The following is a 17,033-nucleotide window of genomic DNA, read 5'->3' as shown; positions in this document are numbered from 1 at the left end:
GACACTCACTCCTTGTTCGAGACCTATCGCGTGGCGAAAACCGACCGCCCACCAACTCATGAGAATTCAGTACAGATGTGCCAATATCGGTCGATAATCAACGGTTTCCGCCGGATTCGATCACCCCTGCTCGGCCGGTCGCGGATGACCAGAAACCTTGTTGCAGAATCGCTCGTAGAGTAGCATTCTCGCAAACCACAAGATCATTCTTCCGGAATGAAATAACATTTCGGATACCGGGATGGCTTCGGCCGCAGGCCCGTCGATAAAAGCTACCGAGACGTACCAACCGGTGTTCTACGAATAGATCGAATCGGCGAAGGGGACGGGTTTCAGTGACGCAAAGGAAGGACACCTCGCGTGAGCACCGAACAATCGACTGACCAATCCACCGGAGACGCGTCAACGCGGAACGGTCTGCACTTCGATCGCCATACGCCCGAGTACCGACTCCAGTTCGAGTCGATCACCTCCGAGATGCATCAGAAGTGCCCACTGGCCTGGACCGAGACCTACAACGGACACTGGGTGGCGGCAGGCAACAGCGAGGTCTTCGAGCTCGCGCGCTCCTCTTACGTGTCGAACGACAACGACATCAACGGAATTCGCAAGGGGTACAGGGGAATCAGCATTCCCACACCCGAGCACGAGCTGATCGCGCGGGGCGGCATGCTCGAAATGGACGAACCCGAGCACCATCACTACCGCCAGGTCCTCAACCCTTACCTGTCACCCGCGGCGGTGAAGCGGTGGGAACCCTTCATCAAAGAAGTGGTCGACGCCAGCATCGACGAGAAGATCGAAAGCGGGACAATCGATTTCGTGGACGACCTGGCCAACGTGGTGCCGGCGGTCCTCACACTGGCGATGCTCGGCGTCCCGTTGGACAAGTGGTCGATCTATTGCGAACCGGTGCATGCCTCGGTGTACACGCCGGTCAACTCGCCCGAAGCGGTCCGGGTGTACGAGCTGTATCAGGAGATGGGCCTGGACCTGATGTCCAATGTGGCCGAGATCCGTGAGAACCCACGGCCCGGATTGATCCAGGCACTGGTCGACATGCGGATCGACGGGCAGCCGGCACCGGACCTCGAAGTGCTCGGCATGCTCGGTCTCATCATCGGCGGCGGCTTCGACACCACCACGGCGCTCACCGCACATGCCCTCGAATGGCTCTCGGAGAATCCGGACGAACGGACCCGCCTCAGCGACGACCGTGATGATCTCTTGAATCCGGCGACCGAGGAATTCCTGCGCTACTTCACCCCCGCCCCCGGCGATGGCCGGACCATCTCGAGTGACTGCACCGTCGCCGGAGCCGACCTCAAAGAGGGTGAGCGGCTGTGGCTTTCGTGGGCGATGGCAAACCGCGACCCCGACCTCTTCCCGGAACCCAACACCATCCAACTCGACCGCGGCGCCAACCGGCACTACAGCTTCGGTCTCGGAATTCATCGCTGCATCGGATCAAACGTCGCACGGACGGTGTTCAAATCGATGCTTCTCGCGGTACTCGACCGCATGCCCGACTACAGGTGCGACCCCGGCGCAGCGGTCCATTACGACACCATCGGTGTCATCCAGGGCATGCGCCACCTTCCCGCCACGTTCACGCCCGGCCCCAAGCTGGGCCCGGGTCTCGACGAGACTCTCAGAAAGCTTCAAAAGCTCTGCGCCGAACAGGAACTCGCCGCACCGATCACCGTCCGACGCGAGCAGGACAGCCGATGAAGACACACCCCGACGGCACCACCACACCCGTCATAGACACCAGCGTGCACATCTTCTTCACGTCGAACAAAGACATGCGCAGCTTCCTGCGAGAACCTTTCAAGAGTCGCGGCATCCCCGACGCCGAGATGGATTGGTACGGCGCACCGGGTGGTGAGTATGCGCCCGGCACTCGGGGTCCGGGGCGCGGCTATCCGGGCTCAGATCCCGAACTCGTCGCGCAGCATCTGTTCGTCGACCACGGCGTCGACGTGGCCATCCTGCACCCGATGACCCGCGGCATCCTCCCCGACCGCCACCTGACCAGCGCGGTGCTGGCCGCCCACAACCAGATGATGGTGTCGCGCTGGCTGGAATCGGCCGAATTCGGCGATCGCTTCCGGGGAACCATCCGGATCAATCCCGAGGATGTCACCGGGGCCCTTCGTGAAATCGACCGATGGAAAGACCATCCACGCGTGGTCCAGCTCGGTATCCCACTCCAGTCGCGCGAGCTGTATGGAAAACCCCAGTTCTGGCCGATCTGGGAGGCCGCAGCGGACGCGAATCTCCCAGTGGCAGTTCACATCGAGACCGGGGAGAGCATCGCTTTCCCCCCGACCCCTTCAGGTCATGCCCGGACATACGAGCAATACCTGGGTTTCATGGATCTGAACTACATCTATCACCTGATGAACATGATCGCCGAGGGTGTCTTCGAGCGGTTCCCGGGACTGAAGTTCGTGTGGGCCGATGGCGGCGCCGACCTGCTCACTCCGTTCATCTGGCGGATGGACACGTTCGGCCGCCCGCATCTCGAGCAGACACCGTGGGCACCGCGCATGCCCAGCGACTATCTACCCGACCACGTCTACTTCGTGCAGAGCAGCATCGACGGTCCCGGTGATACCGACTTCGCCGGAGAGTGGTTCGGCTTCACCGGAAAAGACGACATGGTGATGTTCGGCTCGAGCTATCCCCACTGGCACCACAACTCATTGGATGCGTTGCCGCACTCGTTGAGTGTCGGACAACGCGAGAAGCTCTGTTGGCGAAATGCCGCCTCGATCTACCGCATCGACGTCTCGGTCGCACTGGCCGCACCCGAGCCCGCGTGAAGGAGAAGCCATGACCAGCACCAAGATTCACGATCACACACCCGACACCGAGATGATCCCGGTCCGGGTTGTCGACTCCGACGTCCACCCGGTTCCGCGACGAGGCGAGCTGGTCGACCACATCCCGGAGCCCTATCGCAGCGAGTACTTCCTCAGCCACAAGGTCGGGGACACGATCATCTACGACGCACCCGACTACGCGCACTCGTATGCGATGCGGGTCGACTCGTTCCCGGCGGACGGCGAGTTCCCCGGCAGTGACCCGGAACTGGCCTTTCGTCAGCTGATCATCGACGCCGGTTCGGACATCGCGATCCTGGAACCGACCGTCAAGGCCACGCGGCTCCCCGAAACGACTGCCGCGCTCGCCACCGGGGTCAACAGCTGGTTGGCCGCCCACTGGCTCGACTCCCACAACAACTGGCATCAGCGCTGGCGCGGGTCGATCTGCGCCGGCATCGACGATCCCGCGGCCGCCGTCCGCGAGATCGAGAAGTGGGCCGGGCACGAGTACATGGCCCAGATCCTCATCAAGGCCGAACCTCGTCCGGCCTGGGGCAACCCGGCCAACGACCCGCTGTGGGCAACCGCGGTCAAACACGACCTCCCGGTCAGCTGCCATCTGGGCCGCGGATCGTTCGAGACGATGCCCATGCCGCCGGTGGGGTTCCCGAGCTACAACCACGACTTCATGGTCACCTACTCGCTCCTGGCCGCGAACCAGATCATGAGCCTGATCTTCGACGGGGTCTTCGACCGCTTCCCGGCGCTGCGGGTGGTGTTCGTCGAACACGCGTTCACGTGGATTCTGCCGCTGATGTGGCGGATGGACGCGATTTACGAGGCCCGCAAATCGTATGTGTCGATCAACCGCAAGCCGTCGGAGTACGTGAAGGAACACATCAAGTTCACCACCCAGCCGCTGGACTACCCGGAGGACAAAACCGAACTGACCCGGGCCTTCGAGTGGATGGAGGCCGACAAGATCCTGCTGTTCTCCTCGGACTATCCGCACTGGACGTTCGACGACCCCCGCTGGCTGGTCAAGCATCTCCCCCGGCATGCCCGTGACGCGGTCATGTACCGCAACGGCATCGAGACGTATCACCTGCCCGAATACGTTCCGGCCCTCAAAGATCAGGTCCGGGTGTTCTGAGATGGCAGACGAGACAACACCGGCCGACGCCACACCGCCTCGGCTCGCGCAGGGACGCGAACATGTGGTCGCCACCGTGGCCGAGATCCCGCCGGGCTCGTCGAAGATTGTTCCGATCGGACGGCACGGTGTCGGTGTCTACAACGTCGGCGGCACCTTCTACGCCATCGCCAACTACTGCCCACACGAAGGTGGACCGCTGTGTTCAGGGCGGGCCCGCGGCCGCACCATCGTCGACGACAGTGTGCCCGGCGATGCGGTGATGGTCCGCGACATGGAGTTCATCTACTGCCCCTGGCATCAGTGGGGCTTTGAATTGTCCACCGGGACAACCGCAGTGAAGCCGGAGTGGAGCATCCGCACCTACCCGGTGCGGATTGTCGGCGACGACGTGCTCGTCACCGCATGAGCGCAGGAGCAACTTTGCCCAGTCCATGCATCATGGAGATCAACGGCGGCAACGTCGTCTACGAAATCCTCGGTACCTCAGACGAACTCATCGTCCTGACCCCTGGCGGCAGATTCGGCAAAGACATCCCGGGCCTACGTCCGCTGGCGCAGGCCCTCGTCGACGGTGGCTACTCGGTCCTGCTGTGGGATCGTCCGAATTGCGGTGCCTCCGATGTCCAGTTCTACGGCCGGTCCGAGTCCCACATGCGTGCCGAGACACTCGCAAAACTGTTGAACGGGCTCGGCCGCGGCCCGTGCATCGTCGCCGGTGGATCCGGTGGCGCCCGGGACTCGATGGTGCTGACCATTCTCTACCCGGAACTGGTGAGCAAACTGGTGCTCTGGAATATCGTCGGCGGTATCTATGGAACGTTCAATCTGGGTGCACACTATGTACTTCCGAGCCTGCAGGCCGTCCGGGGACTCGGTGCCGAGGGGCTGCTACGGCTCCGCGAATGGCGGGAACGGATCGATGAGAACCCGGCCAACAAGCAGCGATTGCTGGACCTCGACCCGGACGAGTTCGTGAAACTGTCCCTGCGGTGGCTCGGCAGCTATGTCCCGAAACCGGGTCAGACGATCCCCGGAGTCGAAGACGAATTGTTCGATCGCATCACGGTTCCCACCCTCATCATCCGCGGTGGGGAGAACGATCTCGATCATCCCAAGCGCACGTCGTTGGAGGTCAGCTGCCTGATCAAAGGCGCCGTCCTGATCGATCCACCGTGGCCGGAGGATGCCTGGGAACGTGCGATGGAAGACCGCGCGTCCGGTAGGTCCAAGGGATTCAACATGTTCGACACCTGGGTCCAGGCCGCTCCCGCGATCCTGAAGTTCCTGGCGGACTCATGAGCCGCATTGTGGTGCGCTCACACCGGACGAATGTGGACCTCGCAGTTGAGGGAGGCCTCGAGTGCGGTGTGAATGCGGCTCTCGGGAATCCGGTCGAGATCGGTCTCCTGGATGTGGACAACCACCACATCCCAACCATCGGGTCCAGGTGTTCTCTCGATGTCGGCGATCAGCCCGAAGCCGGCGAGCACGCCGCGGGCATCGTCATCGGTTCCCCGGCTGATGAAGGTCACCACACCGGCACGCGGTACCACCTCGAAAACCCGCTCACACAACTCGAGTCCTTGCCGATGCAGCACATCAGGGTCGTCACCGGACATCAAGAGTTCGACCTCGCGCCGCTTGGCCGCGGCCGAAACGAGGTCGATGTCGATCAGCTCGGCGCCCAGTTGCGCCGCGCCGGAACGGAGCTGCGCCATGCCGGCTGTCAACTGCCCGGCGGTGAGTACACCGTCCGGATCGACGTTGATCCGCAGCACTGCCGTTCTCATGGGGGTGAGCCTAACCGTGCACTGCTGTGATGGTCGACCGATACCCCAACGCGGCCAGGAGAATCGAGGGTCATGAGTACCACCCCCACGAGTATGCCGACGGGCCGCCCGACACACATCGACGTGGCGGTTGCCCCCGGGCTCACACCGCGGCTCCTGCACGCCGATCGTCGCGCAGGCGAGATCGAGGATCTGACCGGCTACCGCCGAGGTGGTGGATACCGGCCAGTCGAGAATCCGGACACCGTCCTGCGCGAGGTGGAAGAGTCCGGGCTGCGCGGCCGCGGCGGCGCCGGATTCCCGATGGGCACCAAACTGCGGTCGGTCCGCGATCACGGTCTGCGGGCCGGCGCGGCCATCGTCGTCGCCAATGGCGAAGAGGGTGAACCTGCTTCGGTCAAGGACCGCTGGTTGATGCGGCATCGTCCCCACCTGATCCTCGACGGCCTCCGGCTGGCGGCCGCCGTCGTCGGGGCTCACCGGGGTCACGTCTACGTCTCCGACACAGATGCGGCCGCCACCATGGAGCGGGCGCTGACCGACGCCGTCGATCTGCTGGGCGACCTCGAACTCTCGGTGCTCGTGGTCGAACCCGGATACGTCAGCGGCGAAGAGACTGCTGCGATTCGCGCGATCAACGGTGGACCTGCCAAGCCGAGCGACAAACCGCCACGGCCCTACCAACAGGGCGTGGGCCAAATGCCGACGCTGGTCAGTAACGTCGAGACGCTCGCACACGTTCCGTATATCGCGCACAAGGGCGGTACGGCGTTCCGGACCATCGGGACCGCCACCTCCCCCGGCACATTTCTGGCCACGGTCACCGGTGCGGGTAAACCGGCTGTCCTGTACGAGATTCCACACGGACTGCCTGTCACCGACCTGCTGGCACTGCACGGCGTGGCACCTCGCCGGGTCCGCGGAGTGCTCATGGGCGGCTACTTCGGTGGCCTGCTCAATCGCGACGTCCTGGCCGGCCACCTCGATCACGACAGCATCCGCACGCTCGGTGGCGGACTCGGATGCGGCGCCATCTCGCTGCTCACCGACGAGTGTCCGGTGGCTGTTGCGGCGTCTGTGATGAGCTATTTCGATCGTGAGAACGCCGGCCAGTGCGGGTCGTGTTTCAACGGCACCGCGGCCATGTCGGCTGTACTCGACGCACTGCGCGATGGTGTTGCAACCGAAGACGACGTCGTACGCCTGAGGCGATGGTCGATCGTCTTACGCGGCCGCGGTGCCTGCGCGACGCTGGATGCGGCCACCAACGTGGCAGGCACGCTGCTGGCACTATTTCCGAACGCGGTGGCCGATCACCGATCGCGGCGATGCGTCACCTGCGATGCCTCGCTCTACCGCACCCTGCGACCGTTTGCGGCGGAGAACGGAGACGAGCTGTGAGGATACGACTCGACCGTACGATGTGCGACGGGTTCGGCACCTGCGCACGGCATGCGCCCGAATACTTTTCGCTCGACGACTGGGGCTACGCCTCCCTCATCGGAAACGGTGAGGTCCCGCCCGCCGACCGTGATCAGGTCATGCGGGCGCTCATGGACTGCCCCGCGCACGCGATCATCGAGATGTCAGAGACCAGCGCAGTCGGGCCAGAGAGACCCGGGAAGTGAATTGCCCCTTGTGTGGCACAGTCTGCCAATGGCACACTATGCCATGTGACCTCCGCCACACAAGGCAGTGCGGACCTGCCCCGATACCAGCCCCGAACCACCGAGGAACGTGCCGAAAAAACCCGGCGCGCAATCGTTGACGCGGCTCTGGATGCCTTCCGCATCCACGGATATGAGGCAACAACCATGGGCGCGATCGCGGCCCTCGCCGGTGTATCGCCACGTAGCCTGTACCGGCACTACGGAAGCAAAGGCCAACTCTTCGCCGAGACCGTCGCACTGCGCTCAGAAGACCTCATGACGTACTTCGTTGCCAATCTGGAACGAATGCCGTTGCGTGAGGCGATCCTCGACGCCGCCTGCGGGGCAACAGTCGATGCAGACGAAGAGAATCGCGAACTCCTGCACCTGGCCACCACCGAACGCGAGATGTCGCGCTTTCTGTACCTGACCACCCAGCGGATGGTCCCGCCTCTGGCCGACATCCTGCGTACCGCGGCCGGGGTCGGCGCCGAGAGCACAGATCCGATCGTGTGGGACACCCGCGCTGCCGCCCTGATCGGCGCGTTGACCTGCGGCTTCGGATACTGGGCCGCCACCCCGGACTCAGATGTCCGAGAACAGCTTTCCCGAGCGGTCGACACCGTCCTACCCATTCTGCAGACCAGATCCGGCAGCCAGGAGTCAGTCCGATGAGATATCAGCTCAATGTGGTTGCCCGCAGTGTCACCGACGTGGTGCAGCACGCGGGAGGGCTCGTGTACGACCGGGTGATGGCCGGCTGGGACGTCACCGTGATACTCACCGACAGCTGCGACACCCGGCCGGTGAAGATTCTCGGAGCAGACGTCGCCGACCTCGAAAACGCGCTGGCCACCAAAGGACTCGGCCGCCATCCACAGGCTCTTGCCATTGCCGCGGACCTGTTCCGAAGCGATGATCGAGTTCACGGGGGCGTGGTGAGAGCTCTCGCCGACGGCAATGTGGAGGTCACGTTCTGGGGTGATTCCTGGCCGCTCGATTCCGACACCGCCACCGACTCCGTCGTCCACCAACTGAGCTTCGCCGCGCAAGCTTTCAAATCGCACGCACTCACTGCGGCTGCACTTCCCGCCGACACAGTCGATTACACCGAGGTGTTCCACAGCAACGCCGGACAATCGGCCGCCTGACCACCCGTCGACCCGATCAAGCCGTTCACCAACGAAAAGCCGAGGCGCGATGACCAAAGCCGACACCACCGACCTGGCTGTGCTGGAAGCCGAAGCGCTCGCCGAAGCTGCCGAAGCCAGCGCGGTGGCGGCCCGCGCCCGCGCGCGAGCTGCCCGACTGCGACGACAATCCGAGGCGGAACCCACAGACATCAAGACCACACCTGCCGTGGATGACGTTGAGCCGGAAGCTGTTCAGTCAGATGATGTCGAGCCAGAAGACTCGACCGCGCCCGCCGAGGACGACGGTGTGCAGGAACCATCCCGCTCACTGCGATCGCGGCTCCGGCTCCGGCGCCCGAGCAAACGGTTGACAGCGATACTGGTTGCTGCCGTGGTGATCGTCGCGACGCTCGGGGTGAGCGGGTATCTGGCCTGGCAACACCGCGATGTGGCGAAGACCCAGGAACTCGAAGCCGAGTTCGACGCGGCGGCGCGGCAAGGCGTGGTCACGCTCACGTCACTGGACTTCAATCAGGCACAGGCCGATGTCCAGCGGGTACTCGACAACTCGACAGGGGCGTTCCTCACCGAATTCCAAAGTCGAGCCGATGATTTCACCAGTGTGGTCCAGCAGTCGCAGGTCACCACCAAGGGGCAGGTCAACGCCTCCGCGGTCGAGTCGATGACGGACGATTCGGCAGTTGTGCTGGTGGCGGCCACCTCGGAGGTCACCAACGCCGCCGGCGCCAAGGAAGAATCCCGGGCCTGGCGGCTCAGCGTCACCGTGACCAGAGTTGATGGAGAACTGAAGATGTCGAAAGTCGAGTTCGTGCCATGAGCGAATCCAGCGAAGCGGTGACCCTCACAAAGGAGCACGACGCGGCGGAGGCCGACGTCGACGAGTCGGACAATCCCAAGGCAGGGCGACGCTCGAGGTCTCGGCTTCGATTTCGGCGGGGAACCGGGTCCAGGCCGAGATTCAGTACTGTGGCACTTGCCTTACTGGTGGCCGCATCTCTGGTCACCGTCGCCCTCACTTACTTCTTCCTGTACGCCCCGGACAGGCAATCCGATTCCGGTGCAAAGGAATCAGCGATCACGGCGGCGGATTCCGCCACCGTGGCACTGTTGTCGTATTCGCCGGACACACTCAACGATGATCTGGCCGCCGCCAAAACCCATCTCACCGGCGAGTTCCTGACGTACTACACCGAATTCACCGAAAAGGTCGTCGCACCGGCCGCCCAGGAGAATTCAGTCGATACCCAGGCTGAGGTCGTCCGGTCCGCGGTGTCGGACATCGACGAGAACTCGGCAACGGTCCTGGTGTTCATCAACCAGACGACCACCAGCACCGACAAACCCGATCCGGCCCTGACTGCCAGTAGTGTCCAGGTCGCACTGACCAAAGTGGATGGTGCCTGGAAGATCTCGGCTTTCGATCCGGTCTGAGATCCACTCCCGGCGCGTTCGCGTCATCCCTGCGGCAGCATGCCCTGCCAGGTCGGCCTTGGTTGTGAGCCCGCGAGATCGGTCTGTTGGTACATCGCCCCATCGGGCCCGACATAGGTGCCCGTGGTCGGCGAGTACTGCGCCCCGGCCACGGCGGGGGTGATCCCCTGCGCCTGCAGATTCGGATCCGGCGGGTAGTCGCCGAGCAGGGGCTGCGTCGGCGATACAGGTACGAACTCCTCATCGCTGTTGCACAATTCAGCAGTCGCCGCGCGCTTACCGGGATTGCCGAGGCACGGGATGTTCCGCGCACCCCGCACCGCGATGTCGGAATCCTGCGGCAACTTGCAGTACAGACCTTCGGGTGTGTCGATGGTGGTCGTGTCCGACGGCGGACGCCACTGATCCGGCGGCAGGAACCCGACGGTGCAGGCAGGCGGATCGGAGATACCGCTGATCCGGAAGTCTCCCAAGCCCAGCCCGGACGCATTGTTCTTGGGCTGGACCGCCTGAATCATCGAGATGGACGGCGGCAGTAACACCAGCAGCTGCTCCAGAGCCGCGTTGTAGGTCACCGCGAGCTGACCCACCGAGGTCAGATTCGCCAGCAGAATCGGCAAGGTGAACTCGACCGATTCGAGTAGACCGGTCACCTCGTCCGAAAAGCCCGGCCCGGAAGCGAGAATCGCGCGGATCTGCGGATCATTGGTCCGCAGTTGATCGGTGACACCGGCCAGCGATCGACTCCAGATCTCGATTGCATCTGCTGAGCGCACCTGCGAGGAGAGCAACGGTTCCGCATCCTCGATCAGGGTCCTGGTCGTGTCCCCCAGGTCGCTGAAGTCGCCGGCGAGTTTCGAAGACGTGTCGATGAGCGATTGGAGCTCGAAACGCTGACCACCGAGACCCCGATACAACTCTTCGGTGAGACTGTTCAGTTTGTCCTTCGGAATGCTTCCGACGAGGTCACTGAGTTCGTCGAGCATCGGCCCGACCGGCTGCGGGATCTCGGACTTGTCCGAGGTGATCACCGATCCGTCATGGAGATACGGCCCCGAGTCCGTGTTGGGCCGCAGGTCCACATACTGCTCACCGACGGCCGACATGCTGCGCACCTGTGCCCGCAGATCCGCGGGGATCCGGGCGCCGCTGTCGATCGACAGCGAGGCCCGGACACCGCTGTCGGTCAGGCTCACCGACACGACCCTGCCGACCTCGGCTCCCCGGTACGTGACGTTTCCGAACCGGTACAGTCCTCCTGCCGCAGGCAGATCCAAGGTCACCACCATCCGGCCGATTCCGAGTTGGGTCTGAATCTGCATGTAGGAGAACAGCATCACCACCATTGCGACCGTGGACATGAGCGCAAAGGCGACGAGTTGGAACCGGACGAAACCCGAGAGGATCACGATTCACCTCCGGTGATCGGCGCGCTCAATGGATCCCGAACGTGTCGGCCATAACCCGGGTCTCCGACCGCTGCCTGAACAACCGCGTTCGGATCTCCCAGCGGAGTGCCCAGCAGGAGTTCACGTTGCATCCGCTCGACCGTGAGGTCGACCGTGGCATGGAGATTGATGTAGTCGCCACGGACAGCGCGATCAATCGTCTTCTGACCGTACGGATATACGGTCGCGTAGGCGATGGCCTTGTCCAGTTGCGGGCCGACGTCGGCCAGAGATCGCAGAGTGGGCGCCAGGTTCTCCAGGTCGGTCACCAGATCGTCCTGGACCGCCGCGACAACGCCGGTGGTGGTGTTACTGAACACCCGGAGCTTGTCGAGTGCGGTGGTGATCTGCGGGCGCTCCGACACCAGGACTTCCAGGGCGGGCGGTATCTTCTCCAAGGCTCCGACCAGGACATCCCGTTGTGTGGCAAATGTTCCGGCGAGCCGATTGGCGTTGTCGATGGTGGCCACGATGTTCGCGCGCTGTTGGTCGAGGGCACCGACAAACGTGTCGAGCCGCGTGATCAGGTCACGAACCGCGTCCTCCCGGCCGCTCAAAGCCGTGTTGAGGGAGGAGATTATGTTGTCGATCTCCCCGAGACCGCCTCCGTTGACAATGGTGGAGACCGACGCCAGGGTTTGCTCGGTGGTCGGGTAGGTGGCCGTCTCATCGATCGGAATCGTGGCGCCTGCGGGGAGTTGCCCGGTCGGTGGCGCACCCACCGGCGGATTGAGCTCCAGATGATTGGAGCCGAGCAGGCTCGTCTGACCGATGTGGGCCTGCGCGTTCCCGGGCACCACCACACCCTTCTTCACCCACACTTCGACATTCGCGTGCCAGCCGACAACAGTCATGTCCCCGATGCTGCCGACCACCACGTCATCGATCATCACCGGCGAATTCGACACGAGGGTACTGACATCGGCCATCTGGACGTGGAAGAGCTGAGAATCAGACCCACGGCCTTCGGTACCGGGCAACGGTAATGAGTTGACGCCCTGCCAGCTGCATCCGGCAACCGTCAACACCACACATACGACGATCATCGGCAGGCGTGGATCGATACGTCGGGGTGTCATGACGGGCGCCTTTCGATCGGCAAGAGCAACGCATCGAGTGGATTCGTCGCTGCTGCCGGCTTGGTGGGCATCGTCTTCGCCGGGACGAGGTCCGGCTCGGTGTAGATGATGTTGTTCGGATCAGCTGTGGGGCCGAGGAGCGGATTGAGCGGGAACGGCAGGTAGTTGAACGCCAGGAGCGGTAGGACCGGACCGAGGTACTCGCGACATTTCTTTGCGCCCTCCTCTGAGGTCAGGTTCTCCACCGCCGCAACGCCGGAACAGATGAACTGGATGGGATTCGAGAAGTTGTTCAACGTGAAAACCCCCGCTTCTGTGCCGGTGTCGGGGTTGTAGATGTTGTAGAAGTTGGCCATGCTCGTCGGGAACACGTGCAACAACTGCTCGATGTCGGCCCGGTGATCAACCAGGTTCTGCGTCACATTCACCAACCGCTGTACCTGTTCGGTTGCCTTGCTGCTGCTCGATGCCACGAACCGCTGGACCTCCACCACCGCGACCGAGAGATTTGTCAGTGCCGCATCAAGATCGGATCGGCTCTCGTCGAGCACACTCGACACCGTCGCGAGGCGGTTCTCGAATTGGACGATCTGTTCGTCGCTGTTGCGCAGGGTGGTGACAAAGGTCTGCAGGTTGGTGATGATGTCGACGATGTCGCCGCTGCCATCGGCCAGGATTCGTCCCACTCCCGACAGTTGCTTCACCGTCTCTCTGAGTTTGTCGCCGTTGCCGTCCATCGCGTCGGCCGTGCTTTCGATGAAGCGGCCCACCGAGCTCTCCGAGATGTCACCACTGGGACCCAGATCTGTTGCCAATCGTGTCAATTGGGTCTTGATCTCGTCCCATTCGATGGGCACACCGGTCCGCTCGAGTGGGATGACACCGTCGTCCGGCATGACCGGGCCCTCGGTCCGATAGGCCGGGGTGAGCGCGACCACCCGATCGGCGACCAGATTCTGGGCGATGATGATCGCCTGGGCGTCTGCCGGGATTTTCACACCACGATCGACCTTCATGTCGAGCCGGACCGAAGTCCCCTGTGGGTGTATTCCGGCGACCGACCCGACTTTCACCCCCGCGACCTGCACCTCGTCGCCTTTGTAGATTCCGGTCGCGGTGGTGAAGATCGCGCTGATCGACCTGGGCCCGAACGTCTTCTGGTAGGCGAACACCGTGCCGGCAAGCAATGTCGACAGCAACACCACCGCCACGAGAGCCACCACGATCCGCTTGCGCGTCATCGGCCCGGCCCCGCCGGTGTCTGAGCCGGGGCCCCAACCGGGATCTGGCCCCCTGGGATCGGGAACGGTACTCCCGGTTCGATTCCGAACGCTTTGTTGATGAACGGCTGGATCATGTGGCCGTCGATGAGGTTGGCGACAAAGGCGTTGTAGAACGGGCCGCTGGAGACCGCCTCACCCTGGGTGAGCGAGACTTTCGCCAGACCCGGTATCGCCTGCCCGATGTTGTCCCTGTTCTTCTCGAGCAGCGCTGCGACAGAGTTCAACCGGTCCAGGGTGGGCGCCAACTGCGCCTCGTTGTCGGCAACGAGACCCGACAGCTGCGCAGCGACAGCGGAGGTGTTGGCCAGCAGATCCACGATCTCCTGGCGCCGGTCCACCAGAACACCCAGCAACGAATTGGCATTGAGGATCAGTGAATTCAGTTCGTCACTGCGTTCGGCCAGTATCGAGGTGACCTCACTGGTACTGCTCAGCAGGTCACGCAGCGATTCGTTGCGGCCGTTGATCGACCGCGACAGTTCGCTCAATCCGTCGAACGTCGGGCCCAGTTGCGGCGCAACCTGATCGATGGTCGACGACAACGTGTCCAGGGACTGGTTCAAGGCGTCGGTGTCGATCGAGGTGACATTGGTGGTCAGGTCTCCCAGCGCATCGTTGAGCGAATACGGCGACGATGTCCGTGAGCGTGGAATGACATCCGAGGGGTGCAGGACGCCACCACCAACACTGTCCAGGGTCAGCATGCGCCTCCCCAACAAGGATCCGGTCTTGATCTGTGCGGTGCTCTCGGTCCCGAGGCGAACACCGTCGTCCACCCAGAACTCGACCCGGACGTCCCCTTCGTCCAGCGAGACCTTGGACACCGTCCCGACTTTCACACCCGAGAGCACCACGTCGGCCCCTGATCGGAGACCACCGGCCTCTTCGAACAGTGCCTGGTACGGCAAGGAGGTGAACCAGGTGATGTATTTCTGCCCCTGCAGACCCACGGCCACAAACAGGCAGATCAACACCACGCCGATGAACCCGTGTCGGGCAAGGCGACCACCGCGATATTTCAGCATGTCAGGGCGAGCACCTCCCGGTTGTCTGTTCGATCCAGGGCAGCACCACGACCGCGCCCGAGGAATCGGTCACGCGGACCGTGATCGCACAGATGAAGTACTGGATGAAGTTGCCGTATGTGCCGGTCCGCACCAGCTTTCGGAAGTTCTCCGGCGCCTTCTGCAGTGCCGTATCGAGACGACCTTTGTCGTCGTCGACCAGAGGGGCGAGCCTGGCGAGTTCGTCGACCGATTCGGCCAGCGGTGGCCGCGCCTGCGTGAGCAGGTCGGCCACCGCGGCGGTTCCGGCGTCCAGTGCCGTGATGGCGGAACCGATCGGATCACGGTGCTGCGCCAGTTCGGCCACCAGCTGGTCGAGTCGCTCAACCGTTGCCGAGAACTCGGGACCGTTGCGCGCCAACGTGCCCATCACCGTGTTCAGGTTGTCGATGAGATCCTCGATCACCACTCCGTCCTCGGCCAGTGTCGAGACAAACGAGGAAGTCTTGGCGAACAGTGATCCGACCGTTCCCTCCTGGCCTTGCATGATCTGCAGCAGCGACGACGTCAGACCGTTGACCTCCTGCGGCCGCAGACCATCGATCACCGGCTTCAATCCGCCCAGCAGAACATCGAGGTCGAGTGCAGGCGCCGTCTGCTGCTCGGGAATCTGGCCCCCCGGCGCCAACATCCGGGTCGATCCGGCCCCATCTGAGAGGTCGAGGTACCGGTCCCCCACCAAATTGAGGTACTTGACCCTGGCGTGTGTGCCCGCGGTCAGATGTACATTCCGATCCGCATTGAAGGTGACCTTCACGTGATGGTCATCCTGCAGGGATACAGCTTCCACGGTCCCCACCCGCACCCCTGCCACCCGAACGGTGTCCCCGGGCCCTAGTTCTGAAACATCCTCGAAGCGTGCCGAATAGCTGTGGGTGGAGCCGGTCCGAAAGTCACCGAAGACCACCACCAGAAATGCCGACAACACGATCATCACAATTGCGAAGATCCCGAACTTCACCGCCTGCGGGCTCCGGAGGACACTCATCTCGCCCTGCCGTCCATGATCGGACCAAACAGTGCCCGCTGCAGGCTCTCGACGTTGACCTCGAGGCCACGTCGGTCGGCCGCAAAGGGATTCGCCCCGACGTCGGCGACCACAAACGGGGGCTTTTCCTGATAGCCGACCGGCAGCACCTGACACTGTGGTCCGCCCGACGCCGCGATTTTGGGCAAATTGTTCGGGTACCTGTACGGCTCGGTGCCCCACAGAAAGTTCGCGGAAAGTCCGAGCCCGGGAACGTCGACCGGCGACGAATCGGCCAGGTAGGCCATGCCGTCCAGCGAGCAGGTCAGGGACTCGTTGTATTCGTTGGTCAGTGCCAGGGTCGGAACGAGGACCGCCGATATCGAATCGAGCAGCGGGCCGTTGGTGCGCAACACCCGGTCCCCCACGTCCGCCAGCCCGATCACGCTGGCCAAGAACGCATCCAGGTTCTGTTGCTCCTCGACGATCGACTGACTCAGGCCGGTCGCATTGTCGACGGTGGTGACCAGAGCGGGCGCGGCATCAGCATAGGTCTCGAGGACCTCCGGAGCCATCTCGAGGTCGCGCTCGAGCGCCGGCAGCCCCGGTTCAACCGCGGCGAGGAACGTATCGAAGTCCACCAGCATCTGGCCGACCTGATCGCCACGTCCACTCAGGGCCGTGGAGATCGCACCCAGGGTCTCGTTCAGCTTGTCAGGTTCGATCTGGGACAGAACGGACGTCAGCTGTTCGAAGACAGTGTTGAGTTCCACTGTGACCCTGCGGGAATCGAGCACTTGGCCGGCGTACATCGGTTTCGATGATGGATTCTCCGGGGGCAGGAACTCGACGAACTTCGCCCCGAACACCGTCGATGACGCGATCTCGACACCAACGTTGTCCGGGATATCCTGCAGCTGGGACGGATTCATCGCGAGTTCGATCGAGGCCTGACCGTCGGGCAATGAATCGATCGAACTGACCCGGCCGACCGTGACGCCCCGCATCTGAACCTTCGCGTCCGGATACATGACCAGACCCGCACGTGGCGACAGGACAGTGACGCGGACGGTATCGGTGAAGCCACCCCGGAACATGGTCACGGCGACAATCAGGACCGCGACAACCAGGAGTATCGATCCCAGACCGACCAATGGTCGAAGTACATTAGGCGACATACT

The 17,033-nt window shown here is 63.1% G+C and carries 18 protein-coding genes; 11 read left to right on the top strand and 7 right to left on the bottom strand.

Annotated elements, in window-relative coordinates:
- Window positions 1–360: 360 nt before the first annotated feature.
- The 5 genes from AC1D75_RS23000 to AC1D75_RS22980 are packed head-to-tail and all read left to right on the top strand — an operon-like array spanning window position 361 to window position 5,286.
- Window positions 361–1,731, top strand: a complete 1,371-nt coding sequence (locus AC1D75_RS23000; RefSeq protein ID WP_495517620.1) for a cytochrome P450 — start codon at window positions 361–363, stop codon at window positions 1,729–1,731.
- Entirely contained in the window at window positions 1,728–2,828 is a 1,101-nt protein-coding gene (locus tag AC1D75_RS22995) for an amidohydrolase family protein (RefSeq protein ID WP_495517619.1), read from the top strand. Before AC1D75_RS23000 ends, AC1D75_RS22995 begins: the two co-directional genes overlap by 4 nt.
- A 10-nt stretch (window positions 2,829–2,838) precedes the next feature.
- Window positions 2,839–3,984: an amidohydrolase family protein gene (locus AC1D75_RS22990; RefSeq protein WP_495517618.1), complete on the top strand. Its 1,146-nt coding sequence runs from the start codon at window positions 2,839–2,841 to the stop codon at window positions 3,982–3,984.
- 1 nt (window position 3,985) lies between these two features.
- A complete protein-coding gene (locus AC1D75_RS22985; RefSeq protein ID WP_495517617.1) occupies window positions 3,986–4,393 on the top strand; it encodes a Rieske (2Fe-2S) protein in 408 nt (135 codons plus the stop codon).
- A 32-nt stretch (window positions 4,394–4,425) separates the two neighbouring features.
- Window positions 4,426–5,286 (top strand): alpha/beta fold hydrolase, encoded by an 861-nt coding sequence (locus AC1D75_RS22980; RefSeq protein WP_495517616.1) that lies wholly within the window; start codon window positions 4,426–4,428, stop codon window positions 5,284–5,286.
- Window positions 5,287–5,303: 17 nt separating this feature from the next.
- Here AC1D75_RS22980 and AC1D75_RS22975 read toward each other — a convergent pair whose 3' ends face one another.
- Entirely contained in the window at window positions 5,304–5,777 is a 474-nt protein-coding gene (locus tag AC1D75_RS22975; RefSeq protein ID WP_495517615.1) for a hypothetical protein, read from the bottom strand.
- A 93-nt stretch (window positions 5,778–5,870) separates the two neighbouring features.
- Between AC1D75_RS22975 and AC1D75_RS22970 the strand changes: the two genes are divergently transcribed.
- The 6 genes from AC1D75_RS22970 to AC1D75_RS22945 are packed head-to-tail and all read left to right on the top strand — an operon-like array spanning window position 5,871 to window position 10,011.
- Window positions 5,871–7,178 (top strand): NADH-ubiquinone oxidoreductase-F iron-sulfur binding region domain-containing protein, encoded by a 1,308-nt coding sequence (locus AC1D75_RS22970; RefSeq protein ID WP_495517695.1) that lies wholly within the window; start codon window positions 5,871–5,873, stop codon window positions 7,176–7,178.
- Window positions 7,175–7,405, top strand: a complete 231-nt coding sequence (locus AC1D75_RS22965) for a ferredoxin (RefSeq protein ID WP_495517614.1) — start codon at window positions 7,175–7,177, stop codon at window positions 7,403–7,405. The genes AC1D75_RS22970 and AC1D75_RS22965 overlap by 4 nt, the downstream gene beginning before the upstream one ends.
- 45 nt (window positions 7,406–7,450) lie before the next feature.
- On the top strand, window positions 7,451–8,101 hold the full coding sequence (locus AC1D75_RS22960; RefSeq protein WP_495517613.1) for a TetR/AcrR family transcriptional regulator: 651 nt from the start codon (window positions 7,451–7,453) through the stop codon (window positions 8,099–8,101).
- Entirely contained in the window at window positions 8,098–8,577 is a 480-nt protein-coding gene (locus AC1D75_RS22955) for a hypothetical protein (protein WP_495517612.1), read from the top strand. Before AC1D75_RS22960 ends, AC1D75_RS22955 begins: the two co-directional genes overlap by 4 nt.
- Before the next feature lie 49 nt (window positions 8,578–8,626).
- The gene (locus AC1D75_RS22950; RefSeq protein WP_495517611.1) at window positions 8,627–9,397 is read left to right on the top strand and encodes an Rv1363c family protein; all 771 of its coding nucleotides are present in this window, start codon (window positions 8,627–8,629) and stop codon (window positions 9,395–9,397) included.
- On the top strand, window positions 9,394–10,011 hold the full coding sequence (locus AC1D75_RS22945; protein WP_495517610.1) for a twin-arginine translocation pathway signal: 618 nt from the start codon (window positions 9,394–9,396) through the stop codon (window positions 10,009–10,011). Before AC1D75_RS22950 ends, AC1D75_RS22945 begins: the two co-directional genes overlap by 4 nt.
- 23 nt (window positions 10,012–10,034) lie before the next feature.
- On the opposite strand, the gene AC1D75_RS22940 is transcribed toward AC1D75_RS22945, so the two are convergent.
- The 6 genes from AC1D75_RS22940 to AC1D75_RS22915 are packed head-to-tail and all read right to left on the bottom strand — an operon-like array spanning window position 10,035 to window position 17,030.
- Complete coding sequence (locus tag AC1D75_RS22940; RefSeq protein ID WP_495517694.1) at window positions 10,035–11,417, bottom strand: MCE family protein; 1,383 nt, start codon at window positions 11,415–11,417, stop codon at window positions 10,035–10,037.
- Window positions 11,417–12,538, bottom strand: coding sequence for an MCE family protein (locus AC1D75_RS22935; RefSeq protein ID WP_495517609.1), 1,122 nt, complete (start codon window positions 12,536–12,538; stop codon window positions 11,417–11,419). The genes AC1D75_RS22940 and AC1D75_RS22935 overlap by 1 nt, the downstream gene beginning before the upstream one ends.
- Window positions 12,535–13,779 (bottom strand): MCE family protein, encoded by a 1,245-nt coding sequence (locus AC1D75_RS22930; protein WP_495517608.1) that lies wholly within the window; start codon window positions 13,777–13,779, stop codon window positions 12,535–12,537. Before AC1D75_RS22930 ends, AC1D75_RS22935 begins: the two co-directional genes overlap by 4 nt.
- A complete protein-coding gene (locus tag AC1D75_RS22925; RefSeq protein ID WP_495517607.1) occupies window positions 13,776–14,846 on the bottom strand; it encodes an MCE family protein in 1,071 nt (356 codons plus the stop codon). Before AC1D75_RS22925 ends, AC1D75_RS22930 begins: the two co-directional genes overlap by 4 nt.
- Before the next feature lies 1 nt (window position 14,847).
- Window positions 14,848–15,873 carry an MCE family protein gene (locus AC1D75_RS22920; RefSeq protein WP_495517606.1) on the bottom strand — a complete coding sequence of 342 codons (1,026 nt, stop codon included), beginning with the start codon at window positions 15,871–15,873 and terminating at the stop codon, window positions 14,848–14,850.
- Entirely contained in the window at window positions 15,870–17,030 is a 1,161-nt protein-coding gene (locus AC1D75_RS22915; RefSeq protein ID WP_495517605.1) for an MCE family protein, read from the bottom strand. Before AC1D75_RS22915 ends, AC1D75_RS22920 begins: the two co-directional genes overlap by 4 nt.
- Window positions 17,031–17,033 lie beyond the last annotated feature (3 nt).

This window comes from Williamsia sp. Y712 (assembly GCF_059445525.1).
Note: the sequence above shows the minus strand (reverse complement) of the source record. Positions and strands in the feature narration are given on the sequence as shown.